Source organism: Chryseobacterium rhizoplanae (assembly GCF_900182655.1).
Taxonomy (GTDB): domain Bacteria; phylum Bacteroidota; class Bacteroidia; order Flavobacteriales; family Weeksellaceae; genus Chryseobacterium; species Chryseobacterium rhizoplanae.
Map to the genome: position 1 here is coordinate 940650 of NZ_FXTC01000001.1, position 25832 is coordinate 966481.

Sequence of the window (25832 nt, forward strand, 5' to 3'; positions counted from 1 at the left end):
GATCAATTTTATATTTATTGCTTAAATAATAAAAGATGAGCCTTAAAGGCTCATCTTGGTATAGACGTAATAGAAAATCAGGTTAAGATCTGATAAACTCCAGAATATCTTTGTTAATTGTTTCGTGTTCTGTAGTAGGCATTCCGTGAGGAAAACCTGGGTAAGTAATCAGTTTTCCATTCTTTAATAATTTTGCTGATTTTATAGCAGCGTTTTCAATCGGGACAATCTGATCATCTTCTCCGTGCAGAACTAAAACGGGAAGGTCAACGGCTTTTAGATCTTCGGTTAAATCTGTTTCAGAAAAAGCTTTTATACCGTCGTAATGTGCTACGATACCGCCCATCATTCCTTGTCTCCACCAATTTCTCTGAATACCTTCTTTGATGTTGGCCCCTTCTCTGTTGTAACCGTAGAAAGGGAATGTCAAATCAATATAAAACTGGTTTCTGTTATTGAGGGTCTGGTCTCTGATATTGTCAAAAACTTCAATCGGAACCCCATCAGGATTGCTTTCACTTTTTACCATTACAGGTGGAATGGCGCTGATAAGAACTGCTTTTTTAGCTCTTCCGTTAGAATATTTATTCACATAGCGGATTACTTCGCCACCACCTGTAGAGTGTCCAATGTGAACTACGTCTTTCAAATCAAGAAATTCTACCAGTTCGGCTGCATCAGAAGCATATTGTTCAATGGTATGATTGTAAATATTCTGGCTGGAACGTCCGTGTCCTCTTCTGTCATGGGCAATGACTCTGTACCCTTTCTGTAAGAAAAAAATTACCTGCGCATCCCAGTCATCAGATGATAAAGGCCATCCGTGGTGAAACATCAGTACAGGTCCTTCTCCCTGATCTTTGTAAAAAATTTCTGTTCCGTCTTTTAATGTTAATGTGCTCATTGTTGTTATGTTTTTAATGTTATGAATTGATTTTATTTTAAAAATGATTTTGTTGAGTTAATGGTATTTTCACGTACCAGCTGAAAAAGATCTTCAGCGCCGCCATTGAATTTATTTCCATTAATGAAAAAAGAAGGAGTTCCGTTCACTCCGCTGATAACACCACTTTCAAAGTCAGTATCTATTTTTTCCGTCAATGCCTGCTTCTGAATATCTGCTTTGAATTGGGAGATATTTAAATCCAGTTTTTCTGCCAGCTTTAATAGCAGGTTTTCATTCAGAAATTGCTGATTTTCATAAATAGCATCATGCATTTTCCAGAATTTCCCTTGTAGTCCGGCCGCTTCTGCTGCCAATGCTGCAGGTTTTGCATACTGATGCATTTCTGACAGAGGAAAATTTCTGAAAACAAATCTGATCTGATCTCCGAATTCTTTCATTAATTCTTTAAGAACCGGATAGGCTTCACCGCAATAAGGACACTGATAATCTCCGTATTCTACAATGACTAAACCGGCATCCAAATTGCCCTGGGTATGGTCAGCATTGCTGACTGATGGTTTTAATGACATAATTATTTTGTGTTAAGGGTTTCTAATGCTTCTAAAATTCCGTCCGCACCTGGGTTGATTGCCGTGGGTGACAGATAACTCCATTGGATGATGCCGTCTTTATTAATGACAAAAAGGGCTCTGTTGCATTCACCTTCCTCATCGTTATAAACGCCATATTTTTTTGCAATTTCTCCTTTCGCTTCAAAATCTGCCAGCAAAGGAAAGTGCAGGTTTCTGGATTGTGAAAATGCGAGGTGGCACCATTTACTGTCTACAGAAATTCCGAAGATCTCGGCATCATATTTTTTGAAATATTTCAGCATTTCGTTATACAAAGCCATCTGGTCACTACAAACCGGGCTCCAGTCTGCGGGGTAAAAGGCAAGGATGACGTTTCTGCCTTTGAATTCGGATAAGGTTATTTTCTGATCCGGAGTTGCAAATAATGTAAAATCAGGAGCAACTGTATTTTTTTGTAACATTGGATTAGTTTTTAATAGTTGAAATTGGTATTGTTAATGCGCAAATCAGCAGTAAAATTGCCGGGAAAATCAGTGCCCAGTTTCCTGAAAATGAGAGTAGGAAAGGAGCTGCCGAAGCACCCGAGAGAAAACCCAGCCATAAGAATAAAAGATGAAAGAGATTCGCTTTATGTTCATTGCGCTGGTCTTTATTATCATTCATTACAAACAGAGCTGCCGCTCTTGCGAGGCTGTTTAAAGTTCCTGTAACAAAATCGGTATTGATTTTTTGGCTGCCGACTGATGTTACAATCGTATTCATAAGGCCCATCGAAAAACCGATCACTGCGATGGATACCACATTCGGAATATGTTCATAATAATCAGCTATACTGTAAAAGATCATTATTCCTGAAACAATGTAGAAGGTACTATTTTTAATCCTGCATCTCTTCCATAAAGACAAACAGGTACCCGTATAAATTCCGGTCAGAAAAAATAAGATAACTGTAACAGAAGTAATGATTATACCGGACTTTTCATTGAAAAAAGCGGCTCCCAGCTGCGTGGTATTCCCACTCATAAAAGAAACATAGGTTTTCCATTGAATCAGTCCTGTGGCATCGGTGTATCCTGCGATAAAAGCCAGGAATATTGCAATTTTCTCCTGTAATCTGACAGAGGCATCAGAAATAAAGGATTGTGTTTCCGGAAGCAAAGTATTTATTTTCCAGGTTTGATGAATACTTTCTTTTCAGGAAATTTTTCTATTTCTCCTTCTTTCAGTCCGAAATTAGTTGTGACTACATCTTTTGGGTTTCCTGCAAGCCATTCGCTGATATCAATAGATTCATAGGTGCCGTTATTAAATCCGATCAGTACTTTACAGACCGTGTCACCTGTATTCTTGATATAATGTCCTGCTCCCATAGGCACGTAACCTACATCACCGGCGTTAAACTGCTCTGTGACAGAAACACCTTCTGCTAAAAACACTGACATTTCTGCCTGTCCCGAAATGAAATACTGCCACTCGTCTGCATTGGGATGCCAGTGCATTTCTCTTAATGCTCCGGGCTGAAGCTCCAGCACAGATCCGGCCATTGTTGTGCTGATGGGAAACTCTTTACGGGTAACCAGTCTCTGAAGTCCTCCGCCGGGAATTATTCTTGGTTGCTGAGAATGCAAAGGGTAACGATGAAGACTTATCAGTTCAATATCTGACTCTTCAGGGCGGGCTGCTGCATTAGCTGATAATTCGTCAGGAACAGGTCCTGCAGCGAAGTACACCTCTTTCTGAGGAAGTGCTGCTACTTCTTCAAGGCTCAGGCCTAAATTTTGTGCAACAATTTCAGGGGGCATACTTGAAACAAAATCTGTAATACTGAACGTATGGTCTTCTGAAAAATTACCATTATCAAAAATCAGGATAAAATGACATTCTTCTGTTCCTGTAGCCTGGATAGAATGGCCATAACCTTTTGGGAAATACCAGACATCGCCTGGCTCAAAATTATCTGTATAACTGTGCCCGTCCGGGTGAATGATTGTTGTGCGTACCGTTCCTGAAATCACATAAGCCCATTCTGCAGCATTGGCATGCCAGTGAAGCTCTCTCATACTTCCGGGCTGTAGTCTCATGGAAACTCCGGCAATACCTATAGAAGCCGGAAATTCTTTTACAGAAGCTCCTCTTGTTGTGCCGCCATCATTGGTACGCGGTTCCTTTTTTTCTAATTCGTATCTGAAACTTAATGATGTTGAGTTCATAGTATTTTTTTTAGGGATTAATTGTCTTTGTTTTTACTATTGTAAAGTTATCCCGAAACCCTATTTTTTTTAGGTGTCTTTCGGTGAAAAGGCAAAATGAGTCGTTGAGAATAAAAAACAGGACGATAATCGCGATTAACAGGGCATTCGGAGGAAGAACAGATATTGGTTCAAAAAAAAATCACCGGGATTTTCCAGTGATTTTTGATATAATTGAATTGTATGATATAGATTTATTTATACAGCCATTTTTTGATCAGTCTGGTATAATTAGGCATGACTAAGAATACCATCAGAAAAACGATGATCCCTGAAATGATAAAACCGTCAGAATAATGATTGGCAGGAATTGAAAATACTCTTAAAAAGGGTAGGATGACAAAAGGAATAAGAATTGATAATGGATAGATGGCAGACCAGGTAACCAGAAACTGTTTCCAGCGGACAGGAACTTTATTGCCTTCATTTTCTGAATTAAAAAGGAAATCCAGTCCGGATTTTATCTGGTAATTGTCATTTTTTGTGAATAACGGATGGGCTCGATCAATGAGTTTTTTCCTGTCATCTGATTCCATCCAGCTTCTGAGGTTTTTAATGGTATCAAAACGGATAATAACAGTATACACAAAAGTCAGATCAGGAATAGGACGTACAATCTGCAAATCAATAAATCCTTCTGAATGCTTGGTAACCGGAACAATTTCGTCCAGCCATTTTTCATATTCCTGCTGTTTTCCATCCTGAATATGATGAGTAATAACAACGGAGGCGCCCTGATTTTCCATAACTGATATTTTTTTCTGTTTGATTTAATACGCTCTTTTATACTGCCATGGGATCTCTGTTTCAATATCCAATGCTTTAGCAGAATGAATTGCAAAATAAGGATCCCGTAAATGCGCTCTGGCAATAATAACCAGGTCCGCATTTCCGCCGGCAATAATATCATTGGCCTGTTCTGCTTCTGTAATCATTCCAACAGCTCCGGTCATCACGCCTGTCTGTTCTTTAATGGATTTTGCAAAAGGTACCTGATATCCGGGAAACACCTTGTCCTTGCTTACATTGGTAAATCCGCCGCCGGATGCAGTAATGAAGTCTACACCGTTTTCTTTGAGTATTTTTGAAAGTCTGATACTGTCTTCCAGGGTCCACGCTTCATCTGATTCTATATAATCAACTGAAGAGATTCTTACGAACAAAGGCATTTCAGCAGGAATCACTTTCCTGATTTCCTGAATGGTCTCTATCAGGAACCGGATTCTGTTCTCAAAACTTCCGCCATATTGATCCTGCCTTTTATTGATCACGGCGGAATAAAACTGGTGAAATAAGTAACCATGGGCTGCATGAAGTTCAATAGTGTCAAAACCTGCTTCAACAGAGCGGAGTGCTGCTTTTACGAATTTAGCGGTAAGCTCTCTGATTTCATCTATAGTGAGTTCTTCGGCAAAAACGCCGTTAAATTCTCTTGCAGAAGATGATTTTACAGTCCAGCCACCTTCTTCCGGTGTGAGAGGCCTCATTCTTTCATTAGGATGCTTCAGGCTTCCTTTTCCTCCTGCATGCCAAAGCTGAATGCCTATTTTTGCATCCTGCTCGTGAACGAAATTCACAATGTTTTTCCATGCATTTTTCTGCTCTTCATTCCAGATTCCTACATCGGACAATGTGGCCAGACCTTCTTCTGAAACAGCAGTACATTCTGTGATAATAAGTCCGGCACCGCCTACAGCCCGGCTTCCCAGATGAACGAGATGCCAGTTGCCCGGAATTCCGTTTTCAGCACTGTATTGCTGCATAGGAGATACTGCAATCCTGTTTTTTAGCATAAGACTGCGGATGTGTATAGGTGAAAATAAGTTCATTTTTTTAGTTTTTTAAAGTGATTTTGAAAATGATTCGGCTTCGGAAACAGCCTGTAGCAGAACTTCCTGTATTTCCGTCAATATTTTTTGCAACTCAGGGTTTTCTTCTGAAGCAGTTTCCAGAATATCCAGTTTTTCTTTTAATAAGGGGTGTAATCCCATTATGGAAATACTTGATTTCAGGTCATGAGACCACAGTTTCATGGCTGCAAAATCGTGGTTTTTATATGCTGTTGCCAGCTGTTGTAAATGATTGGGAATATTCTCAATAAACTGTTGGGTGACCAATTTTTCAAAGCTTTTGTCGCCACCGCTTACAGTGTTCATATAAGTTAAATTGATGTACTGATAATCAGATGGTGTATCTTCGGCTTTCTTTTCGGATCTGTTGTTCTCTTTCAACCCTAATTTTGAAATCAGCGTAAAAAGTTCTTCTTCCTTTACAGGCTTCGGAATATATTCATTCATACCACGGCTCAGGCATTTTTCTCTTTCACCTGGCAGAGCGTGGGCAGTCATTGCGATGATTGGAATATTCAGTTTCAGTTCTTCTCTTATTTTTTGTGTGGCAGCATATCCGTCCATTTGTGGCATCTGTATATCCATTAATATCAGGTCACATTCATTACTGCTGAGATAACTGACTGCTTCAAGACCGTTTGACGTCACATGAAAATCAATATTCCATTGGGAAAGCAGATGTTTCATCAGACTCTGGTTGATCGTATTATCATCAACCACCAGAACTTTCAAAGGAGTATTGGATGTATCTTTAAAATAATCTGGATCCGTTGCAGGAACTATTGTGAGCTGTTCTTCAGCTATTCCGTAAGGGATGTAAAAATGAAATGTAGTGCCTTTGTTTTGTTCACTGTTCACTTCAATGTCGCCATTCTGCAATACAATTAAATTTTTTACGATAGATAATCCTAATCCGGTTCCTCCGTAATTTCGGGTCGTGGAGTCTTCTCCCTGATTGAATCTTTCAAAAATTTCACTGAGCTTTTCTTTGTCAATTCCGATGCCGGTATCTGAAATTCTGAATCCGACTACAGCTTCTTTTTCAGTTTGCTGTTTATTATAAATTTCAATGGTGATATTTCCCTGTTGGGTAAATTTTATAGCATTTCCGATTAAGTTGACCAAAATCTGGGTTAATCTTGTTGCATCTCCTACCAAAGTATCAGGAATCGAGGAATCAATTGTACTGGATAGGGTAAGGCCTTTTTCTTTTGCCCGTTCTGTAAAGAATGTCTCAACGGAATTGACCAGTCCATTGATACTGAAAATTCCCAGTGTGATGCGCATCATTCCTGCTTCTATTTTAGATAAATCAAGGATGTCATTGATGATGGTCATCAGGTTTTCCCCGGAACGCTGTATGGAAGAGACAAACTCTGCGGATGTTTCATCCAGCGGACGTTTCTGAAGCAGATTGGTGAATCCCAGAATTCCACTTAAAGGAGTTCTGATTTCATGGCTCATATTGGCCAGGAAATTTTCTTTGGTTTGGGCGGCTATCAGTGCCTTTTTCTCAGCAATATCAAGTTCGCTGATCAATAATCTCTGGCGGTTGAACTGACGAAGAATGTGATATCCTACAATAGATCCGCTTAATATGAGCAAAATCAGCAAAGAAATATCATAGAACCTTGCTTTCTGTCCCATTTTTCCACTTTTCTGGCTGAGTTCAACCATATTCAGTCTGCGGCTCTCATAGATCTTGGCGGTAATCCTGGTGATTTCGTTAGAAATATTTCTCGCACGTGGATTGGCAATTGAGGTATTGTCATCCATATTTCCCAAAGACCTGTAACGTTGCATTAATTTGTCTTTGGTGGTCTTCTTTTCCATGGCAAGAACACTTAACCTGTGGATCAGTTTTTCTTCTTCGGCATTTACATTGTCTCTGGAGAGAGAGTCCAGGAAATTTTCAATCTGATTGATTTTTTGATCGATCCCTTCCAGATGCGATATGTCATTCGTGGCAATTGAAGCTCTGATTCTGCTTTCCACTCCCAGAATATCGCGGTCAATCTCCCGCAAATGATTGCTTGAACGCAGTTCATTCAGAAGGGTATTGTTATTTTGAATAAGAGCTTTGGTATTTCTTGCCGAATTGATCTGAACAATGATCAATAGGAGCGAACCCGCGATAAATGCCAGGATAATGAAATAACTGAACCGTTTACTATTCATTACTGAAGATGTTTTTTTCATAAATAACGATCTGATTTAAGGTGGAAGTATCGGTAAAAGAAGAAGATAACCCTAAATTTATTGAGAGATTAAGATCAAAAATGGATTAGTAGGAAGGTCAACGATCTCCGGCTGCTAAAAAACGTTCATTCTTGTATTGAGTGCTTTACGATAGGCATCCGCTACGGGAATGAATTTACCGTTGATCATAATCCCGCCATCCTGAAGGGTATCAATCTTACTTACTGAAACAATATAAGAGCGGTGAACTCTTATAAAATGATCTTTAGGGAGACGTTCTTCAGCGGTTTTCATTTTACCGTGAATGGCAAACATTTTTTCTTTTGTATAAAACTTCACATAATCACCCATGGCTTCTGCGTAAAAAATATCATCCAGCTTTAAGCGTCTGGTAATATTGGAATCTCTTACAAAAAGGAACTCATCCCTGGTTACTTCCACGTTTTCCTTTCTGCTTTCGAGAATAGTTTGTGCCTTGCTTACCGCCTGCAGGAATCTTGCCGGCATAATAGGTTTTAAAAGATAATCTGCAATATTGAGCTCAAAAGCTTCAAGTGCATACTCTTTTTTGGAAGTCGTGAAAATGATAATAGTATCTTTACCTGAAAGAGTTTTCGTGAGTTCAATTCCTGTCATTTCAGGCATTTCTATATCCAGAAAAATTAAATCGACCGGATTGGACTGCAGGTAATTGTAAGCGTTAATCGCATTGGAAAATTCATCAATAACCGTGAGATTAGGTATCTGTTTTGCCAGATGTGCTAAAGTTGTCCTTGCGATGTCGTTATCATCCACGATTAAAGCTTTCATAGGTATAATTCTTTCTGTTTACACAAATATACTACTTAATTATTTTCTGACATTCTTTCATTATTCTTGAATTTGTAAACTAATATGATATTATGTGTATCAAATTTTATTTACTTTCGTGAGCGGCTTCAAGAATCAGTTCAGCAGCTTCTTTAGGATGGGTCATGAAGACACAATGGCTTGCACCTGCAATTTCTATTGTTTTTTTACTATTGGCCCGTTTTGCATAGAAACGTTCCAAATCTGGGTTTATAATTTTATCTGCTTTAGCAACCATATACCATACTGGTTTTGATTTCCAGGCTGGGTTATGAATAATGGCGTGAAAAACTGAGTCTTGTGTAGGCGTTTGTGAGACGGCCATAAAATCAGCTTTTTCTTTAGCTACATTCCCTGCAAAATCTGTCGGAAAGTTAGAAGGGTTTATATAATCAAATCCGTCATTTCCTTTAATTAGAGATTGATATTCTGACGGATATTTTTTTCCGTTGTCAGCCTCAGATTCTCCTTCGTCAGGAGCATGGGCAGCGAGATATACCAGTCCGGCAACTTTGGGATTGTTTCCTACGGTGGTTATAATGGCTCCGCCGTAGCTGTGACCCACCAATATGCAGGGACCATCCTGCTGGTCAATAATTCTGTTCACCTGCTTCACATCCTCCTCATAAGAAAGTAAAGTCTGTTGAGTTACAGAAACATGATATCCCTTTTTTACAAGTTCTTTATAGATCGCTTCCCAGCCGGAGCCGTCTACAAAAGCTCCATGAACCAAAACAATGTTTTTGATGGGTACTTTTTGTCCATACATAAAATTTCCAAAGACCCCTGTAATGGTAAACAGGATGACTATAAGTTGTTTCAATCCGGTTTTCATAACTAATTTTTTTAAAATTAAATATCTTGTTTTATCTGAAATATGAACGGATCATCCAGGCCATCTCTTCATGGGTTTCCATCAGACCTGTTATAAAGTCACTGGTTCCGTAATCTTTATATTTTTCTGCAAAAGGAGTGATGTTTCCACGGAGAAACTCGATGATGCTTTCGTGGTCGCTCAAAAGGTCTTTCATAAAGCCAGGTCCATCATTGGTTCTTTCACTATATTCAGTTAAATGAGTCAGTTCCAGATAGATTTTCATGGTTGCCGGAGCATAATGTCCTATTTTTCGCATGCGTTCTGCAACGCTGTCCATCAGTTCATCCAATTGTTTGTACTGCTCTTCAAAGAAAATGTGGTTGGCGTGGAAGTTGTCTCCCGTCACATTCCAGTGTGCATTTCTTGTTTTGATGTAAAGCAGTGTTTCATCAGCTAATAATTTTGCCAGTTGTTCTGCAACGGCTTCTGTGTTTTTTTCTGTAATTCCGATTTTTGCTTTCATAATAATGGTATTTATAGTTGAGTATTATTGCTCTTTTGCTGATGTAAAGTTCATTCATAATACCATAAAACAGTCTGGATTTTCGATAAACAGGCATAAACAATCGTTGAAAAGCTCCGTTTCTCAAATGATGATCAATAGCTGTAAATTCAATTGTTTATAATGATTATATTACCAGGAAGACATTAAAATAATTTGAGTCAATTTCTGACCAGTTTTTGGTATTTTGTATAAATTTGCTCACTGGCATACAGTACATTCGGAAATAGTTAAAAAAATAAAACATGGAATTTTCACCTTTTAATAACGTTATCAAGCTTTGCCTTCAGGGGATGAATATGGAAGATAAGAACATACCCGAGGAGGCGGAAAGACTGTTTTTGCAAGCCTGGGAAGAAGCGGCAGACGATCATGAAAAATTTCTGGCAGCTCATTATGTATCACGTCATCAAAAAACACCTGCCGATTGTTTGAAATGGCTTGAAACTTCATTACGTTTTGCTTTAAAAATAAATGATGATACGGTTAAAAGTGCATTGCCTTCTCTTTATTTGAATATTTCCAAATGCTATGAGGAGTTAGGGGATATTGAAATGTCAAAAAAGAACTCCGGGCTGGCATTGTTATTACAAAATCATCCTTCTGATAAAGGACCTTTTTACCATGGAACAAAAGCCGATTTACAGATAGGAGATCTACTGACTGCTGGTGGAACGTCAAATTACAAGTCAGAATTAAAAATGAACCATATTTATTTCACAGCTTTGATTAATGGAGCAGGGCTGGCTGCTGCTTTAGCAAAAGGCGATGGAGCAGAGCGTGTATATATTGTGGAACCCACAGGCATTTATGAAAATGATCCTAATGTAACAGATAAGAAATTTCCGGGAAATCCGACCCGTTCTTATCGTTCAGAAATGCCTTTGAAAATTATCGGCGAGGCTAAAGAATGGGCAAAACCTAGCCCTGAAGATCTTCAGAAGTTTCGTGAGAAATTAGATGACAGCAAGGGAGAGATTATCAATTAGTCTCCTTTTTTGTTTTTAATCTTTTACATTCTAGTCACTTGCGAATTTTATTAAAAGGAAAAAATACACATACCCATGCTTTTGCTATGAGTTGAATATTAAAAAACAATAGAAAATATTTGACTTTAAAACCTCCAATAACCCATGTTTTAGCAAATAATTTATTTAAATAAATTATCTTTACACTATTGGTAAAAAATGATTGGTTTGTGTAGAAATATTCTTACAGTTGGTTTTCTGTTTGCTTTTCTTTTGATTTACTCTCAGCAATATACTGTGCAGCTGTTCAATACAGATAACGGACTTCCTCAGAATAGTGTAAAAGATATTATAAAAGATAAATACGGTTTTATCTGGCTGACTACTGAAAATGGAATCGTAAGGTATGACGGACTTAATTTTCTTGTGCATAAAAATTTTCCCCTGAATAGCCAGCGGTTTACTTATTTCTATGGAGACCCCGGAAAAGACAGCATTCTTACTGCAGTAGATTATGGTAAAACAGTATTAATACATAAGAAAGTTCCCAGGGTAATAAGGAATATAAAAAGCTCACCAACAATTATTATTAAGAATAATATCAATTATTATCTGTGCATTTCAAACTATAGCTACAGCCCGTCTCCGGGTGTATGTTTTTTTATGGACTTCAAAAAAGGGAGATATTTAATAACACCAAACTCTTTTGTTTATGAAGATTTTAGTTCAAAATCACAGGTTGTACTTGATGTAAAACCAATTTATAAAAATGACGCCAATGCTTTTGTTGTAGGAGGATGCCTGTTTCATGTTGACCGTGATGCTAAAAAAGTAAGAAAAATAGAAGAGGGAAGGATCACTGCTTCTTATGATCTGCCGATTGTAGCTGATATTAGAAGCAAAATATTCTGGAACAGAACAAATGGACAGGGGTTTGTGCTGAATAACAACATTCTCTACAGATGTATCTATATCAACGGAGTACTTAAAATATCAAAATTTATTCAGCTGGATAATATAATTGAAAGCAATCTGATGAGTATTTATTATGATGAGAAATACAAAAAACTCTATCTTGGAAGCAGCACAGAAGGATTGAAGATTGTAAGCCTGAATGATTTTGTTGTATCGAGAAATAAGGCTCCGAAATCATCTTCGATTTTTTATGCCGTTCAACCTTATAATGATTCAAGTGTCATCACCCCTGTCGGTGAAATCTATGACCGGAACGGACTGGTAAAAAGCAAGAATTTTGAAAAAAACAGTTCCTATTTTTTAAATCGGGATCAGTATGGAAATATTGTCACCAGAAAGGAACAAACCATTTTCTTCTATAATAGGAAGTCAGACTTTACAAATTTTCAAGGCATTTCTACAGGAGAAGAGACCGTGAAAGATTTTTTCTTTGCCAATGGAAAGTATTATGTGCTGGCAGTGAAACAAAAAAAAGAAAATACAGAATTTACAGGCACACTCAGCATTTATGAGGACTGGCCCTATAAATCTTTAAAGAAAAAATATTTTTTTGCAAACGAGCCTACTAAAATTACTTTAATAGACAATGGAGATGTCTTAGTGGGCACCATAAAAGAATTATTCAAAATATCTACCAGCCTGAATAAAATATATAATATTACCGGAAAAAATGAATTATCAGTCCGGGATATTGTTTGTACTGCAGATAGGAATGTATGGATAACCACACTTGGAAAAGGTTTTTATCTCTTAAAAAACAACGGTCTTATAAAACTGCCCGGAGATTCTGAAGGTAACCTTTTGTCGCCACATACATTGCTGGAAGATCATAAGGGGTACTTCTGGATTCCTACCAATAATGGTTTGTACAAAATAAGAGAAAACATGCTTTTGAAATATATACAAAAGCGAAATTTTAAACTGACCTATTACAGGTATTCAAAAGAAGCGGGCTTTATTACTAATGAATTTAATGGTGGAAGTAATATAAATGGGAACAAGCTGCAAAACGGCGACTTTGTTCTGCCTTCCTTAAACGGGCTTGTGTTTTTTAATCCATTAAAAGTTGTAAGCTATTATCCCACAGATATGTATATTGAAAGAGCGATAGTAGATGATAAGGAAAAAGCATTTGAGAGTACCTTAATGCTCAGTCAGGAAAACAGGAGGGTAGAAATCTTTATTGACGTTCCCTATTATGCTAATCCTGACAATATTGTCATTGAAATAAGGCTGAATGATGAAAATACTGGTAAATGGATACCCATTGGAAAAGACCGAAAATTTTTACTCAGCAATCTTAGCTGTGGTACTCATTTTCTTACCGTAAGGATGCTTGCTTCTGATCAGCAGGAATATATGTTTAAAAAAATTAAGATCATCATTCCACCCTTTTTTTATCAGACTCTTTGGTTTAAATTAATTTCAGGTGTTGTTTTGCTTTTTTTACTTTATCTATCCGTAAAATGGCGGATAAACTTTCATAAAAAGAAAAACAGTGAACTGGAGGCTGTTATCCGGTTAAGAACCAAAGCGCTGTCACAAACAGTAGAAGACCTGGAGATGACACAAATAAAGTTGGGAAGGGAAATTGAACAGCAGAAAAAGCTGATCGGGACCATTACTCATGATATTACCACACCATTGAAGTTTATCGCTTTAACAAGCAAAGAAGCTTTAGATTATAAAGAAATAAGTTTGCACCGTACTGAAAAGATTCTGAATTCTATCTATAAGTCATCCAATCAGTTATACAATTTCACGAAAACACTGAAAGAATATGCTGATATATACAATGAATACAGAACTGATGAAACAGAGTTATATTCCTTCTATGATCTGGTGCAGGAAAAGAAAGTCCTTTTTGATGAGATTGCAGCCAATCATAACACGACAATCGTTAATAGTGTAGACAAAGAACTGATGGTCCAGATCAGTAAAAATATCCTGGCTGTTATTATTCATAATCTGATGGATAACGCCGTAAAATATACAAGAAACGGGATTATTACCATCACCGGATCAGATGACAAAGAAGCTGTTATTCTGGAAATTGCAGATACAGGAATCGGCATGGATGAGCATAAGATTGAATATTATACCAGGCTTCAGGAGAATATAGAAAATGAAAAGCTGTTATTACAAAAATATGGTATGGGGCTTCATCTGATCCTTCAGCTGCTCCAAATGTTAGAAAGTAAAATTATAATCAAAAGAAACAAAACAAAAGGAACTTCTTTCCAATTAATTCTTAAAAAATCTAAAAAATGATTAAAAAGATCCTTATAGCAGATGATCATGATATTGTATTAACAGGAACTGCCATCATTTTAGAATCACGCATTCCTGATGTACTGATAGATACAGCTTCAGATTATCCTGAAGCTTTCGATAAAATTTCAAGACAAAAATTTGATCTGCTTATTCTGGATATCAATATGCCTGAAAGCAGAAATAAAAAAATGATCTCAGAAATCAAACTACTTGATCCTACGTTAAAAATACTTGTTTTTTCGGCTTATGAAGAAGAGATTGCCATACAGTATATCAAGGAAGGGGCAGATGGATATATTAATAAACTAAGTAAGGTAGATATTATTTCTGAAGCTGTGATGAAAATGTTTTCAGAAGGAAATTATTATCCAAACGGTATAGTCAGTAAACTTTTACAGCCTTCCACTCTTGATGCTATAAAAAGTTTATCAGAAAGAGAGTATGAAATTTTTATGCTCATGGTAAAAGGAAACGGTAATCTGGAAATTTCAAATGAGATGGATATTCAGATGTCCACAATCAGTACTTATAAAAAAAGAATCCATAAAAAACTGAAAACAAGCAACCTGGCAGATCTTATTAAATTATATGAAGCTTATATGTCATAATACTTATTTCAGGCGATAAAAGCACTCTTTTGAATGTAGAAAATTTTCTACAAATTGCTTAGTTTTTTTCTACGCATGGTGATGTTTTCTGTAGGATTTATTCTGATATTTTTACATTATGTTAAACAATTGGGTTTATTAATGTAAATAAAATAATGATAAATGGTTAAAATTTCTACAAAACTAATCTTTGCAATAATAGCCTTAAGTCCGGCTATTGCTTTTGCTCAGGCAGGAAATATTGGGGTAAATACTGCGAATCCGGGTTCTACAATGGATATTAACGGATCATTGGCAGCAAATTATAAAGCAGTTAATACAGCCTCTTATAATCTGGCACCGTCAGACTTCCATGTTTCATACAGTGGTGGGTCTGATGCTGTATTCAGTCTGCCGTCTTCTATCAGCGGTGTTGGAAATTTCAAAGGAAGGATTTACAGAATCAAGAATAACACAAACTTTACGATAACTGTCAATTCTGCAGCCCCGGAAACAATTAATGGCAATGCCAGTATTTCGATACCAGCCAACCAAAGTGCTGAGCTTGTAAGTACAGGACTTACAGGAACGAATTCAACCTGGGAAATGCTGTCAACAGGGGCTTCTGCAAGTAGTATCACAGCAAGTAACGGTCTTACTTTATCCGGTACAGATGTAAAACTGGGCGGAACCCTTTCACAAGCAACCAATATTGCAACGGCGGGAAACAATTTAAGTATCAACGGGACAGGAAAAGTCCTGGTAGGAACCAATACGGTACCGGCAGGAGCAGCCAATGCAAAGATTGTTATTGATAACGGAACTGCCAATGGTGCTCTTCAGATCAAAGACGGTACCCAGCAGCTGGGATATGTACTGACCAGTGATGCAAACGGTTTGGCAACATGGTCTTCCACTGTTACTACAGCTTTTGCCAATAATTGGACATCTTACACCGGAACGTTGGTTAATCCTTTTACCGGAAACTCAGGCGGAGATAATTTAACGACAGGAATTTCCGTGAATATTCCTGCCAAAGGATGGTATTTTTTCCGATCTGGAATTACGATAACTTCTACTTGTAATGATTACTGGTTTTACATTTCTGGCATAGGAGAGGTATGGAAAGCATATTGTGGGAGTGCCAGTCCTGATCCTATTAATTTTGTGCCAAGAGATCAGACCAGGGTATTGTACTTCGCAGCACCAGGAATTTATACTATAGTTGCTCATAAGACCAATTTAGTAGTTCCGAGTGGATTTAATGGTGGGAACCCTTCTTTTTATCTGGATTTTGTAAAGTTCCAAAACTAAATTCCGGATAATTATCAGACTAGAAAAAAGATTCTAAAAACATACTATGAAAATAAAAGCTGTAAAGTTAATTCTTTGCAGCTTTTTTGTTGAGATAATATATTAATGGTGTCATTCATTTCAAAGGTTTTATAATTTGCTTCATACCCTAATCGCTGATTATGATTGTACGCATAAATGACAGCATAAATATTTCATACATTTGGGATAAGTTTTTCATTTATCCAATAGTTTTAGGCTCCCGATGGGGGCTTTTCTGTTGGGTGATTTTAGCAAATTAAATCAGGTGACGACGGATCGTTTGATATTGTCTAGAAAAAAGTTCCGGTGCAGCCTTCATTTCCAACAATGATAAGATTCTATTGAACTGCCTTTTAAAATAAAAACCTCTATGGAGTTCCAGTGATTTTTTGCCGTAATATAAAATACAAATGGGAGTCTGATATTTTCCAACCAATTTCATATCTATTCCTGTGATGTCAGTCCAGAGAAATTGATGCCGTCTCAGACCTCCTGTAAAGCGGATATCCATATCTGAAATGATTAGCTTTAGCCGGGTATGCATGAACATACTGACAGCAATCAGCAAAAGTAATGGTATCAAAAAAATAATGTCTTGTGGAAGGTTTTTTTGCATGAGAAGACCAAATCCGGTTACGACTAAAAGAAGTCCGAAAAAATAACAGATTATTTTTAGCCATTTTGGTGAGGAAAAAGTCTCTTCAGTCAGTATCTGTTTCATCATATAATAGTACGATTTTAAAACGATGTATTTCTATTTTCTAAAAAAATGGAATCAATCATAATGAAGTTTCAACAAAAACAGCCACAATTCAATTGTGGCTGCCTCTTTTGAAATCAAATATCGACTATTATAAAGATCTGGAACGGGCGATGTTGATAAGGTACACAAGATGTGCAAACATGCTTCGTTTTACAGACTCTACTTTTATATCTCCGGTGGTCTGGTTGATCGTTGTTACAAGATCAGTATTGCATTGACCATTGAAGTTACCGCTTCCCAAATAGTTGACAGTATTGGCAGTGGGATAAGATATCCTTGGATAATCCGGCGCGATCTGGTTGGCAACAGCAGTTGTTCCGCTATATCCTTTATTGTCAACATATCGTGCTGTCCAGGTTCCCAGAAACTGTCCGTTACCCGTATTAATACCTTGTCCCACAATAATTTGGGTGTCTACAGGATTGGTAAATCCCGAACAGGAGGTGTAATGATTTAAAGAAACGGTACAGGAAGAAGCGTTATCAGCAGGCTGAAAGCATTTTCCTTCATAGACGGTCAATCTTTGCTCAGTGGAAGACGTTGAAGTATTCAGTAATGCTTTCGGAGCGAAGATTTCTTCAGGAGATATAAGCGTTAAAACTCCTTGTGCATCTGCTGCAACAATTTTTTTTTCAGCATTTGAAAGTCCTCTTACTCTTACCAGGCCATTGACATCTAATGTATGGGAAGGAGTAGATGTATTAATCCCAACCTGTGCTGATAGACTGCCACCAATAGCAAGTGCTGCCAAAAAGAATGTTTTTGTTTTCATGTTATTTTTTGAAAAAGGTTAAATTTTTCACTAATATAGGAAATAACTTTAAAATGGATGTGAAATTCACCTGAAATCTCATAAAAACTAATTGTAAATGGATATTGAAAAGAGTAATATCAGATTTCAGGAATCATTTTTTTAAATAACTCAAAAATTATACACCTTATATTTGTTTGAAAAATATTTGTATTTTAGCCGAAATATGTTGTTTTTTAATAAACATATCGGGTACTAATTAAAATTCAGATAATTTGAATGAAAAAATTAGTAGATTTGCACGGAACAAAAAAATAATAAATATTAAACACTATTCTCTGTGACTGAATTTTTAGAAAAGAAGTACATTGAGAATAACAGGATTTTAGGTTATAAAACTACTGAAACTATGAAGAAACTTTTTTTACTTTTATTTACGGCGTTTTTATTTATCGGCTGCAGCTCTGATGATGATACTATCTATGATTATGTAGGAACATGGTCAGGTTCTTACGAAGGAAATGATAAAGGAGTTTGGAACTTCGTGGTAGATGAGAGTGGTAAAGTGGTAGGAACAATGCATTCCGATGTTAATAATGAAAACTATAGCATTACCGGGAATTTAAGTGAATCAGGAGATCTTAACGCGAGAGTAGGACTTCCTTCACAAGGAGATTTCAAGGGAACGTTAACAACAGAAAAAAAAGGAAACGGAAACTGGTCCAACTCACTTCCAACACCTGCAACATCAGGAAGCTGGAAAGGAGAAAAGAAATAAAAACAAGAAAGTCTGCAGATTCTGCAGACTTTTTTATTTAAACAAATCCCATGTGGGTAATTTCATCATGATCATTCTTCAGGACTATAAAATAAAGAAGAAGATCATTTTCTGAAAAAAGCTTTTTAAAAGGCTTTTGCTGCTGATCCCAACTGATTATTTCTTCAGTATATTCTGTGCTGTAATTTTCAGAATCTAATTTTATAGTTAAAATTATGGTTTTATCAGCGACACAATCATCTTTTTTATAGAGGATCTGATCTTCAATTCTGATACAATCCGAAATAGTAGGAAGCGTACCCAGCTGAAATTCTCTCAGAAGCTTTGTTCCTTCTTCAGTCTTTAAACCATTCTCAACCGTTCGTTTTCCTCTTTCGGAAATTATATCAAGGTCTTTGATCATTGTCATAACCTTTGCGAACTTCTGGTAGAGGAGGGGATCGCCTGCTTCTTTGATATAGAGATCCAGAGTATTCCTGATAACCTTCCCGATTTTGGAGCAATGCCCGAATTCCGAACTGTTCTGCCGGACTTTCTCATACGAGGGATTTTTTTTAAAAGCAGCTTTATTGAACCCGCTTTTCTTCCGAACCACATTCTTACCGTTCAGATTATAAAATACCAGGTCGCCTACAGCTCCCGTGATCTTGATGAGACTTTCATATGTTGCCATATCTTCAAAATAGAAATCAAATATACCAATAAATAAATGAAAACAAAATTTTAACATATATTTATCATATAGTTGTAGTATAGTTATATTGTAATTAAAATATAAAATGTATATTTGTTGAACAATTACTTAACCGAGTAAAAATCAGACGAATATGGGATTGGGATTATTTGAACAGAAAATGAGAATAAAGCAGTGGTCTGTTTTACTGATTGCATCTGCTTTTGTAGTGTCCTGTGGATCATCAAAAAGTGTTTCCGGCAGCAAAAAATCAAATACGAAAACCGTTGCCAAATCTGAGAACCTCAGAAAACTGGATTCAAAATTTAACGGAAGTGTATCCAGATCAATTAATGATATTCTGAAGGATGCTGAAAAATACATCGGAACACCCTATAAATTCGGAGGAAATACATCATCAGGTTTTGACTGTTCCGGATTTACTGTAAAAGTGTTTGAAGAAAATGACTTCAACCTTCCAAGAAGATCTTCTGATCAGGCTGAAGCCGGAAAAAATATTGATATCAGAGAGGTAAAACCCGGTGATCTTTTGTTTTTTGCAACCGCAGGAGGAAGCAGAGTGTCTCACGTAGGAATTGTTCATGATATTGGCCCTGACGGAGAAGTGAAATTCATCCATGCCTCTACCTCAAAAGGAGTAATGATTTCATCCCTGAACGAAAAATACTGGAATAAGGCATATCTTCATGCCCAAAGAGTTCTGTAAATCTTTAAAATGCATTAAATTAATATTTTGTCTGCAGGGAAAGAATGAAATTCAATAGGAACGGGCTAAAGCCCGTTCAATAAAAAATGAAACAATCAACTGGTTTTACCCAAAACTTATATAACGATATTCTTTACCACCCCGTCAAAAATTCTTTGAATTTTCGCCACCCCTCCGGTGGAGGGGAATTCTAGGTTTCCAATTGAAAATTTCTGAAATCCCAATACAGGCCGTGTCATTGCAATAGGATTGCATCACAAAACTCCGGTAATTTGCTCGAAACTATTATCAATGACAGACTTTATCAGGTTTTTTATTCCTTTATATTTCATACTTTTCTTTGCCGCGTCCTTTGTGGGCATCAGCTACAAAGTGGCAAAACAAATTGGTAAAAACCCTAATGTCCTTCCTAAGGATGATTCTGCTTATGGACTTGTAGGATTCTATTTTAAGATTGTACTGTCTGCACTTTTTATCTATACAATGCTTCTTTTGTTTTTTCCGGAAAACATCTTCAATGCGTTTAAAATCACCATTCTGGAATATAATTTTGTTCAGTACTCAGGATTTGCTTTAATGATTTTTGCTCTGATTTGGGTCATCACAGCCCAGCTGCAAATGAAGAATTCATGGCGGATCGGGATCGATAATTCAACAAAAACAGAATTGGTGACCCATGGATTGTTCCAATTTTCCAGAAATCCTATATTCCTGGGAATAACGATAAGTCTTGTTGGTTTTTTTCTTGTTGTCCCAACGGCAATTGCTCTTATTTTCCTTTTGATGGGAAGTGTTTTGATGCAGATTCAGATTCGGCTTGAGGAGGAATATTTGATGAAAGAACACGGACAAATTTACCTTGCCTATAAAAATAGGGTTAAGCGTATGCTGAGCCTTTATTAAAAGCATAACGTTAAAAACCGTTTTGCTGAACTTTTTTGTATCTTTGGCCGGTATAATTTTAAATAAGAAACATGTCGTTACAACAAACTATTGAAAATATCTGGGACAACAGAGATTTATTGCAGAATGAAGACAGCCAGAAGGCGATTAGAGAGGTTATTTCTTTGGTTGATAAAGGTGAACTTCGTACAGCAGAGCCTACTGAAAACGGATGGCAGGTAAATGAATGGGTGAAAAAAGCAGTAGTAATGTATTTTCCGATCCAGAAAATGGAAACTATTGAAGTAGGTCCGTTTGAATTTCATGACAAAATGCCTTTAAAGAGAAATTATGCTGAAAAAGGAGTGAGAGTTGTACCACATGCAGTGGCAAGAGAAGGAGCTTATATTGCTCCGGGAGTGATTTTGATGCCATCTTATGTAAACATTGGGGCTTATGTAGATTCAGGAACAATGGTAGATACATGGGCAACAGTAGGAAGCTGTGCACAGATCGGTAAAAATGTTCACCTGAGTGGTGGTGTAGGTATCGGTGGAGTATTGGAGCCGTTACAGGCAGCGCCGGTAATCATTGAAGATGACTGCTTCATCGGTTCAAGATGTATCGTTGTAGAAGGAGTTCACGTAGAAAAAGAAGCCGTATTGGGTGCAAACGTAGTATTGACAGCTTCAACAAAAATTATCGATGTTACAGGAGATACCCCTATCGAAATCAAAGGAAGAGTTCCTGCACGTTCAGTAGTAATCCCTGGAAGCTATACAAAACAGTATCCGGCTGGAGAATACCAGGTTCCTTGTGCATTGATCATTGGTCAGAGAAAAGAATCTACAGACAAGAAAACATCTCTGAATGATGCATTGAGAGATAATAATGTAGCGGTTTAAAATTAATATTGTAAGCTAATACCACAATCTTGAAAGAAAAATTTCTTAAAATATTATTAAACCCTAAATATATATTTGGGGTTTATCTTATTATATCCGTTGTTACAGCAATTTCCAAATACCTGAGAGGAGATTATGCGATCAATAATTATCTGATTTTTAAAAATGTATTCTTTAATACCATTCATCAGAAAAACTTATTTATCCATTATCCTGATCTTTATTTTGACTTAAACCATTATGGCGTGTTTTTCAGTGCATTGATTGCTCCGTTTGCCATGATGCCGGATTGGCTGGGAATTTCACTCTGGAATATTGCCAATACTTTTATCTTCATTTATGGTATTTACAAACTGCCGTTTTCAGACAGTAAAAAAGCAATTTTCGGGCTGCTTTGCCTTCAGGAATACATTACAGCAGCTTTAAGTTTGCAGTTTAATGTAGCACTGACAGGTCTTTTACTGTTATCTGCAGTATATATTTACGAAAGAAAAGAAGTAAAATCTGTAACTGCAATTTTAATAGGAATATTTGTGAAGATCTACGGAATTGTAGGATTGACACAGTTTTTCTTCATAAAAAATAAAACGAAATTTATTCTTTCAGGAATTGCTATTGCCGTATTGTTTTTTGTACTTCCGATGGCGTATTCAAGCCCGCAGTTTGTGATTCAGTGTTACTCAGACTGGTTTCAGTCTATTGTAGAGAAAAACAGTGAAAACCAGGTGTTGGGAAATATGCAGGACATCTCACTGATGGGCTTTGTAAGAAGAGTTTTAGGTGATGCTTCTATCTCCAATCTCGTATTTTTAGCCGGCGGATTGCCGCTTTTTGCTTTACCTTATATCAGAATCAAGCAGTATAAGCACTATGCATTCCAATTAATGATTCTGGCTTCAACATTACTGTTTTTGGTATTGTTCAGCTCAAGTTCAGAATCTCCAACCTATATTATTGCGGTTGTAGGAGTGCTGATATGGTTTTTCCTTCAGAAAGAAAGAACACCGCTTATCATAGGATTGCTTGTTTTCGTTATTATTTTCACCTGTTTTTCCACTTCGGATCTGTTTCCGAAATTTGTAAAAGAAAACTATATCATTAAATATTCATTAAAAGCTGTACCTTGTATTGTAATCTGGTTGAGAGTAACATATGAACTTCTGACTAAAGATTTTGAGAAAAATTACAGCCTGAATTAATAAATATGAAGAAAATTTCAATTGTAATTCCTGCCTATAACGAAGAAGGAAATGTCGCAATGATCCATCAGAAAATTAAAGAAGTTTTTGATGGCTTACCTAATTACGACTTTGAAATCATATTTGTAAACGATGGCAGCAGAGACAATACGCAACAAAAATTAGAAGAACTTTCCAAGCAATATGATGAAGTGAAATTCATTGAGTTTTCGAGGAATTTTGGACATCAGCCCGCTGTGAAAGCAGGAATGGACAGTGCCTTGGGAAATGCAGTTATTTCGATGGACGGAGACCTTCAGCATCCGCCGGAGATTATTCCGGAAATGATTCAGAAGTGGGAGGAAGGCTATGATGTGGTTTTTACTTTCAGGACTTATCCTAAGGAAATTTCCTTCTTTAAAAGAAAAACATCAGACTTATTTTATAAGCTTTTATCAAGTCTGTCAGACGTTAATCTAACAAAAGGAGGCGGCTCAGATTTCAGATTGCTGGATGCCAGAGCAGTGGATGTAATGAGAAATTTTAACGAAGATGACTTATTCCTCAGAGGACTGACGAGCTGGATGGGATTTAAACAGATTGGAATTGACTTTACCGCTGCAGAAAGACTTTCAGGAAAAAGCAGCTACAATCTTAAAAAAATGTTCACCTTTGCCTTTACGGGAATCACTGCTTTCAGTGTGAAACCATTGTATTTGGCAGCTTATCTGGGTTTTTTATTCTCAGCTCTTTCGGTAATCGGATATGGTGCATATGTGGTTCATTCCTTCATTGCAAAAACAGAGATCTCGGGTTGGGCATCATTGATTATGACCATTGTTTTCTTCGGAGGGCTTCAGCTGATCATCCTCGGAATCATGGGGATTTATTTAGGTAAAATATTTAAACAGGTGAAAGACAGGCCTAATTATATTATTAAAAACAAAAATTTTTAGAATGGTTTTATTGAGTTTTGATATTGAAGAATTTGATATGCCATTAGAATATAAGGGTCAAATTCCCTTTGAAAAGCAGATTTCAATTTCACAGACAGGATTAGAGAGAATACTCGATATCCTTAAAAAACATAATGCCAAAGCTACTTTCTTTTCTACCGTAGTTTTTGCAGAAAACAGCAGACATCTTATTGAAAGACTATTGAGCGAAGGTCATGAACTGGCTTCTCACACGTGGTTTCATTCAGAATTTGAGGACAAACATCTCAAAGAATCAAGAGAAAAACTGGAAGAATTATTTTCCGCAAAGGTAACCGGATTAAGAATGCCGAGAATGATGCCCGTAGACGAAAAAGAAGTTGAAAGGGCAGGATATTCATACAATTCATCCATTAATCCTACGTTTTTACCGGGAAGATATAACAATTTAAAAGTATCCAGGACCTATTTCAAAGAAGGAAATGTAACACAGGTTCCGGCTTCTGTGTCACCGAACTTCAGAATTCCACTGTTTTGGTTAAGTTTCCATAATTTCCCGTTGTTTCTGTACAAGAAACTGGCTTCAGACACCTTGAAAAAGGATAATTATCTTAATATTTATTTCCATCCGTGGGAATTTGCAGAGATCAAAGATGAGGCCTTTAAACTTCCTGGATTTACAGTAAAAAACTCAGGAAAAGAAATGGTGGAAAGATTTGATTCGTTCGTAGGCTGGTTGAAAGCGAAAGGATATACATTCGGTACATTTCAGGAATTTCAAAAACAGATACAACGATGAAGATTGCCTTTGATGCAAAACGGTTTTTCCACAACACATCCGGATTGGGAAACTACTCAAGAGATCTGGTAAGAATACTTTCTGAGTATGAACCGGATAACGAGTATCTGTTGCTTAATAAAAACAAATCGGAACGCGGAAAAGAGATCCTTGATCGCCCGAATGTTCATTTTATTGAAACTTCAAAAGGAAATTTTTCACGCCAGCTGAAAATGGGTAAAGATGCCCAAAAGCTAGGAGCTGATATTTTCCATGGCTTATCCGGTGAACTTCCATTAAAATGGGATTCAAAACCTGTTAAAAAGATAGTTACCATTCATGATCTGATCTTTGTGAGATATCCACAATATTATTCTTTTTTTGACAGGAAAATCCATTTCTGGAAATTTAAAAAAGCTGCTGATATAGCCGATAAAATCATCGCTATTTCAGAACAGACCAAAAGAGATATTATCAGGTATTTAAAAGTTCCTGAGACCAAGATTGAAGTTATTTATCAGGGATGTCATCATGCTTTTAAAGAACAGCAGTCTCCTGAACTGATGCAGGCTGTGAAGGACAAATATAACCTTCCTGAAAGATTTATCCTCAACGTAGGAACCATAGAAGAACGTAAAAACCTTTTAAATGTCGTAAAAGCAATCAAGGGTACAGAAATTCCTCTTGTAGTAGTGGGAAGGAAGACCAAGTATTACCAGAAAATAGAAAACTTCCTGAAAAAAAATAAAATGGAAAAGCAGGTATTTTTCCTGGAAGGAGTTTCTATGGATGAACTTGCCTGTCTTTATAAACTGGCAGATATTTTTGTCTATCCGAGTTTTTTTGAAGGCTTCGGAATCCCTGTGATTGAGGCGCTTTTCTCCAAAACGGTTGTCGTTACCAGCAATACCAGCTGTCTGCCGGAAGCAGGAGGAAAAGACTCTGTCTATATCAATCCGGATAATGATCTTGATATTAGGGCCAAACTCAAATTTCTCTGGGAAAATGAATCTGAGAGAAAACGACGTGAGGAAAAGGGTTTCGAGTTTGTCCAGAAGTTTAATGACGAACCCATTGCAAAACAGTTGATGAATTTTTATCAAAAAATTATCTGAAAAAAGTTTGCATTTTAAAAATAAATCCTACATTTGCATCATAATTCAATACAATGAAACCAAATTTTTTAGCATTACATCATTATCATCATCATCTCTGTTAGGCGGAATTGATTGATATAAGTATGTGCTAAAATCAAAAATAATTAAAACCGTCTGAGTAAATAGACGGTTTTTTTGTTTCCTGAATTCTCCTCAGAAAT

General features: G+C 36.8%; 26 protein-coding genes. 12 read left to right on the forward strand and 14 right to left on the reverse strand.

What is annotated here, in order from left to right; translation table 11 throughout:
- Window positions 1-82: 82 nt before the first annotated feature.
- The 11 genes from FN817_RS04080 to FN817_RS04130 all read right to left on the reverse strand — a co-directional run bounded on the left by FN817_RS04080 (window position 83) and on the right by FN817_RS04130 (window position 9966).
- Entirely contained in the window at window positions 83-904 is an 822-nt protein-coding gene (locus FN817_RS04080) for an alpha/beta fold hydrolase (RefSeq protein WP_142716824.1), read from the reverse strand.
- A 32-nt stretch (window positions 905-936) separates the two neighbouring features.
- The gene (locus FN817_RS04085) at window positions 937-1476 is read right to left on the reverse strand and encodes a DsbA family protein (protein WP_142716825.1); all 540 of its coding nucleotides are present in this window, start codon (window positions 1474-1476) and stop codon (window positions 937-939) included.
- Window positions 1477-1478: 2 nt separating this feature from the next.
- Window positions 1479-1940: a redoxin domain-containing protein gene (locus FN817_RS04090; RefSeq protein WP_142716826.1), complete on the reverse strand. Its 462-nt coding sequence runs from the start codon at window positions 1938-1940 to the stop codon at window positions 1479-1481.
- A 4-nt stretch (window positions 1941-1944) separates the two neighbouring features.
- Complete coding sequence (locus FN817_RS04095; RefSeq protein WP_167498806.1) at window positions 1945-2637, reverse strand: YoaK family protein; 693 nt, start codon at window positions 2635-2637, stop codon at window positions 1945-1947.
- 5 nt (window positions 2638-2642) lie between these two features.
- Window positions 2643-3689 carry a cupin domain-containing protein gene (locus FN817_RS04100; RefSeq protein ID WP_142716828.1) on the reverse strand — a complete coding sequence of 349 codons (1047 nt, stop codon included), beginning with the start codon at window positions 3687-3689 and terminating at the stop codon, window positions 2643-2645.
- A gap of 233 nt (window positions 3690-3922) precedes the next feature.
- The gene (locus FN817_RS04105) at window positions 3923-4474 is read right to left on the reverse strand and encodes an antibiotic biosynthesis monooxygenase (RefSeq protein ID WP_142716829.1); all 552 of its coding nucleotides are present in this window, start codon (window positions 4472-4474) and stop codon (window positions 3923-3925) included.
- 24 nt (window positions 4475-4498) lie between these two features.
- Entirely contained in the window at window positions 4499-5557 is a 1059-nt protein-coding gene (locus FN817_RS04110) for an NADH:flavin oxidoreductase/NADH oxidase (RefSeq protein WP_142716830.1), read from the reverse strand.
- Between the two features lie 12 nt (window positions 5558-5569).
- Window positions 5570-7777, reverse strand: a complete 2208-nt coding sequence (locus FN817_RS04115) for a hybrid sensor histidine kinase/response regulator (RefSeq protein ID WP_142716831.1) — start codon at window positions 7775-7777, stop codon at window positions 5570-5572.
- A gap of 114 nt (window positions 7778-7891) precedes the next feature.
- Entirely contained in the window at window positions 7892-8587 is a 696-nt protein-coding gene (locus tag FN817_RS04120; RefSeq protein WP_047422869.1) for a LytR/AlgR family response regulator transcription factor, read from the reverse strand.
- A 106-nt stretch (window positions 8588-8693) separates the two neighbouring features.
- Entirely contained in the window at window positions 8694-9461 is a 768-nt protein-coding gene (locus FN817_RS04125) for an alpha/beta fold hydrolase (protein WP_142716832.1), read from the reverse strand.
- 31 nt (window positions 9462-9492) lie between these two features.
- The gene (locus FN817_RS04130) at window positions 9493-9966 is read right to left on the reverse strand and encodes a Dps family protein (RefSeq protein WP_142716833.1); all 474 of its coding nucleotides are present in this window, start codon (window positions 9964-9966) and stop codon (window positions 9493-9495) included.
- A 593-nt stretch (window positions 9967-10559) separates the two neighbouring features.
- On the opposite strand from FN817_RS04130, the gene arr reads away from it, so the two are divergent.
- The 4 genes from arr to FN817_RS04150 all read left to right on the forward strand — a co-directional run bounded on the left by arr (window position 10560) and on the right by FN817_RS04150 (window position 16123).
- Entirely contained in the window at window positions 10560-10994 is a 435-nt protein-coding gene (arr, locus tag FN817_RS23570; RefSeq protein ID WP_394345031.1) for an NAD(+)--rifampin ADP-ribosyltransferase, read from the forward strand.
- Between the two features lie 198 nt (window positions 10995-11192).
- On the forward strand, window positions 11193-14219 hold the full coding sequence (locus FN817_RS04140; protein ID WP_142716835.1) for a sensor histidine kinase: 3027 nt from the start codon (window positions 11193-11195) through the stop codon (window positions 14217-14219).
- Window positions 14216-14830, forward strand: coding sequence for a response regulator transcription factor (locus FN817_RS04145; RefSeq protein ID WP_142716836.1), 615 nt, complete (start codon window positions 14216-14218; stop codon window positions 14828-14830). The genes FN817_RS04140 and FN817_RS04145 overlap by 4 nt, the downstream gene beginning before the upstream one ends.
- A 162-nt stretch (window positions 14831-14992) precedes the next feature.
- Window positions 14993-16123 (forward strand): hypothetical protein, encoded by a 1131-nt coding sequence (locus FN817_RS04150; RefSeq protein WP_142716837.1) that lies wholly within the window; start codon window positions 14993-14995, stop codon window positions 16121-16123.
- Between the two features lie 277 nt (window positions 16124-16400).
- On the opposite strand, the gene FN817_RS04155 is transcribed toward FN817_RS04150, so the two are convergent.
- A complete protein-coding gene (locus FN817_RS04155) occupies window positions 16401-16868 on the reverse strand; it encodes a hypothetical protein (RefSeq protein ID WP_142716838.1) in 468 nt (155 codons plus the stop codon).
- Window positions 16869-16995: 127 nt separating this feature from the next.
- On the reverse strand, window positions 16996-17679 hold the full coding sequence (locus FN817_RS04160) for a hypothetical protein (RefSeq protein ID WP_142716839.1): 684 nt from the start codon (window positions 17677-17679) through the stop codon (window positions 16996-16998).
- Window positions 17680-18067: 388 nt separating this feature from the next.
- Between FN817_RS04160 and FN817_RS04165 the strand changes: the two genes are divergently transcribed.
- A complete protein-coding gene (locus FN817_RS04165) occupies window positions 18068-18436 on the forward strand; it encodes a hypothetical protein (RefSeq protein WP_142716840.1) in 369 nt (122 codons plus the stop codon).
- A 37-nt stretch (window positions 18437-18473) separates the two neighbouring features.
- Here the strand turns inward: FN817_RS04165 and FN817_RS04170 are convergent, their stop codons facing one another.
- Entirely contained in the window at window positions 18474-19109 is a 636-nt protein-coding gene (locus tag FN817_RS04170) for a hypothetical protein (protein WP_142716841.1), read from the reverse strand.
- 154 nt (window positions 19110-19263) lie between these two features.
- On the opposite strand from FN817_RS04170, the gene FN817_RS04175 reads away from it, so the two are divergent.
- The 7 genes from FN817_RS04175 to FN817_RS04205 all read left to right on the forward strand — a co-directional run bounded on the left by FN817_RS04175 (window position 19264) and on the right by FN817_RS04205 (window position 25629).
- Window positions 19264-19836 carry a C40 family peptidase gene (locus FN817_RS04175; protein ID WP_142716842.1) on the forward strand — a complete coding sequence of 191 codons (573 nt, stop codon included), beginning with the start codon at window positions 19264-19266 and terminating at the stop codon, window positions 19834-19836.
- Window positions 19837-20127: 291 nt separating this feature from the next.
- Window positions 20128-20739, forward strand: coding sequence for a methyltransferase family protein (locus tag FN817_RS04180; RefSeq protein ID WP_142716843.1), 612 nt, complete (start codon window positions 20128-20130; stop codon window positions 20737-20739).
- Between the two features lie 71 nt (window positions 20740-20810).
- A complete protein-coding gene (locus FN817_RS04185; RefSeq protein ID WP_142716844.1) occupies window positions 20811-21623 on the forward strand; it encodes a 2,3,4,5-tetrahydropyridine-2,6-dicarboxylate N-succinyltransferase in 813 nt (270 codons plus the stop codon).
- A gap of 29 nt (window positions 21624-21652) precedes the next feature.
- A complete protein-coding gene (locus tag FN817_RS04190; RefSeq protein WP_142716845.1) occupies window positions 21653-22822 on the forward strand; it encodes a glycosyltransferase family 87 protein in 1170 nt (389 codons plus the stop codon).
- A gap of 5 nt (window positions 22823-22827) precedes the next feature.
- Entirely contained in the window at window positions 22828-23757 is a 930-nt protein-coding gene (locus FN817_RS04195) for a glycosyltransferase family 2 protein (RefSeq protein ID WP_142716846.1), read from the forward strand.
- A 1-nt stretch (window position 23758) separates the two neighbouring features.
- Window positions 23759-24535 carry a polysaccharide deacetylase family protein gene (locus tag FN817_RS04200; protein WP_142716847.1) on the forward strand — a complete coding sequence of 259 codons (777 nt, stop codon included), beginning with the start codon at window positions 23759-23761 and terminating at the stop codon, window positions 24533-24535.
- Entirely contained in the window at window positions 24532-25629 is a 1098-nt protein-coding gene (locus FN817_RS04205; RefSeq protein WP_142716848.1) for a glycosyltransferase family 4 protein, read from the forward strand. The genes FN817_RS04200 and FN817_RS04205 overlap by 4 nt, the downstream gene beginning before the upstream one ends.
- Window positions 25630-25832 lie beyond the last annotated feature (203 nt).

Excerpts from the sequence above, each read along its gene's own strand:
- FN817_RS04080 (WP_142716824.1), bottom strand. The coding sequence starts at position 904 with ATGAGCACATTAACATTAAAAGACGGAACAGAAATTTTTTACAAAGAT.
- FN817_RS04085 (WP_142716825.1), bottom strand. The coding sequence starts at position 1,476 with ATGTCATTAAAACCATCAGTCAGCAATGCTGACCATACCCAGGGCAAT.
- FN817_RS04090 (WP_142716826.1), bottom strand. The coding sequence starts at position 1,940 with ATGTTACAAAAAAATACAGTTGCTCCTGATTTTACATTATTTGCAACT.
- FN817_RS04100 (WP_142716828.1), bottom strand. The coding sequence starts at position 3,689 with ATGAACTCAACATCATTAAGTTTCAGATACGAATTAGAAAAAAAGGAA.
- FN817_RS04105 (WP_142716829.1), bottom strand. The coding sequence starts at position 4,474 with ATGGAAAATCAGGGCGCCTCCGTTGTTATTACTCATCATATTCAGGAT.
- FN817_RS04110 (WP_142716830.1), bottom strand. The coding sequence starts at position 5,557 with ATGAACTTATTTTCACCTATACACATCCGCAGTCTTATGCTAAAAAAC.
- FN817_RS04115 (WP_142716831.1), bottom strand. The coding sequence starts at position 7,777 with ATGAAAAAAACATCTTCAGTAATGAATAGTAAACGGTTCAGTTATTTC.
- FN817_RS04120 (WP_047422869.1), bottom strand. The coding sequence starts at position 8,587 with ATGAAAGCTTTAATCGTGGATGATAACGACATCGCAAGGACAACTTTA.
- FN817_RS04125 (WP_142716832.1), bottom strand. The coding sequence starts at position 9,461 with ATGAAAACCGGATTGAAACAACTTATAGTCATCCTGTTTACCATTACA.
- FN817_RS04130 (WP_142716833.1), bottom strand. The coding sequence starts at position 9,966 with ATGAAAGCAAAAATCGGAATTACAGAAAAAAACACAGAAGCCGTTGCA.
- arr (WP_394345031.1), top strand. The coding sequence starts at position 10,560 with ATGTCAAAAAAGAACTCCGGGCTGGCATTGTTATTACAAAATCATCCT.
- FN817_RS04140 (WP_142716835.1), top strand. The coding sequence starts at position 11,193 with ATGATTGGTTTGTGTAGAAATATTCTTACAGTTGGTTTTCTGTTTGCT.
- FN817_RS04145 (WP_142716836.1), top strand. The coding sequence starts at position 14,216 with ATGATTAAAAAGATCCTTATAGCAGATGATCATGATATTGTATTAACA.
- FN817_RS04150 (WP_142716837.1), top strand. The coding sequence starts at position 14,993 with ATGGTTAAAATTTCTACAAAACTAATCTTTGCAATAATAGCCTTAAGT.
- FN817_RS04155 (WP_142716838.1), bottom strand. The coding sequence starts at position 16,868 with ATGATGAAACAGATACTGACTGAAGAGACTTTTTCCTCACCAAAATGG.
- FN817_RS04160 (WP_142716839.1), bottom strand. The coding sequence starts at position 17,679 with ATGAAAACAAAAACATTCTTTTTGGCAGCACTTGCTATTGGTGGCAGT.
- FN817_RS04165 (WP_142716840.1), top strand. The coding sequence starts at position 18,068 with ATGAAGAAACTTTTTTTACTTTTATTTACGGCGTTTTTATTTATCGGC.
- FN817_RS04170 (WP_142716841.1), bottom strand. The coding sequence starts at position 19,109 with ATGGCAACATATGAAAGTCTCATCAAGATCACGGGAGCTGTAGGCGAC.
- FN817_RS04175 (WP_142716842.1), top strand. The coding sequence starts at position 19,264 with ATGGGATTGGGATTATTTGAACAGAAAATGAGAATAAAGCAGTGGTCT.
- FN817_RS04180 (WP_142716843.1), top strand. The coding sequence starts at position 20,128 with ATGACAGACTTTATCAGGTTTTTTATTCCTTTATATTTCATACTTTTC.
- FN817_RS04185 (WP_142716844.1), top strand. The coding sequence starts at position 20,811 with ATGTCGTTACAACAAACTATTGAAAATATCTGGGACAACAGAGATTTA.
- FN817_RS04195 (WP_142716846.1), top strand. The coding sequence starts at position 22,828 with ATGAAGAAAATTTCAATTGTAATTCCTGCCTATAACGAAGAAGGAAAT.
- FN817_RS04200 (WP_142716847.1), top strand. The coding sequence starts at position 23,759 with ATGGTTTTATTGAGTTTTGATATTGAAGAATTTGATATGCCATTAGAA.
- FN817_RS04205 (WP_142716848.1), top strand. The coding sequence starts at position 24,532 with ATGAAGATTGCCTTTGATGCAAAACGGTTTTTCCACAACACATCCGGA.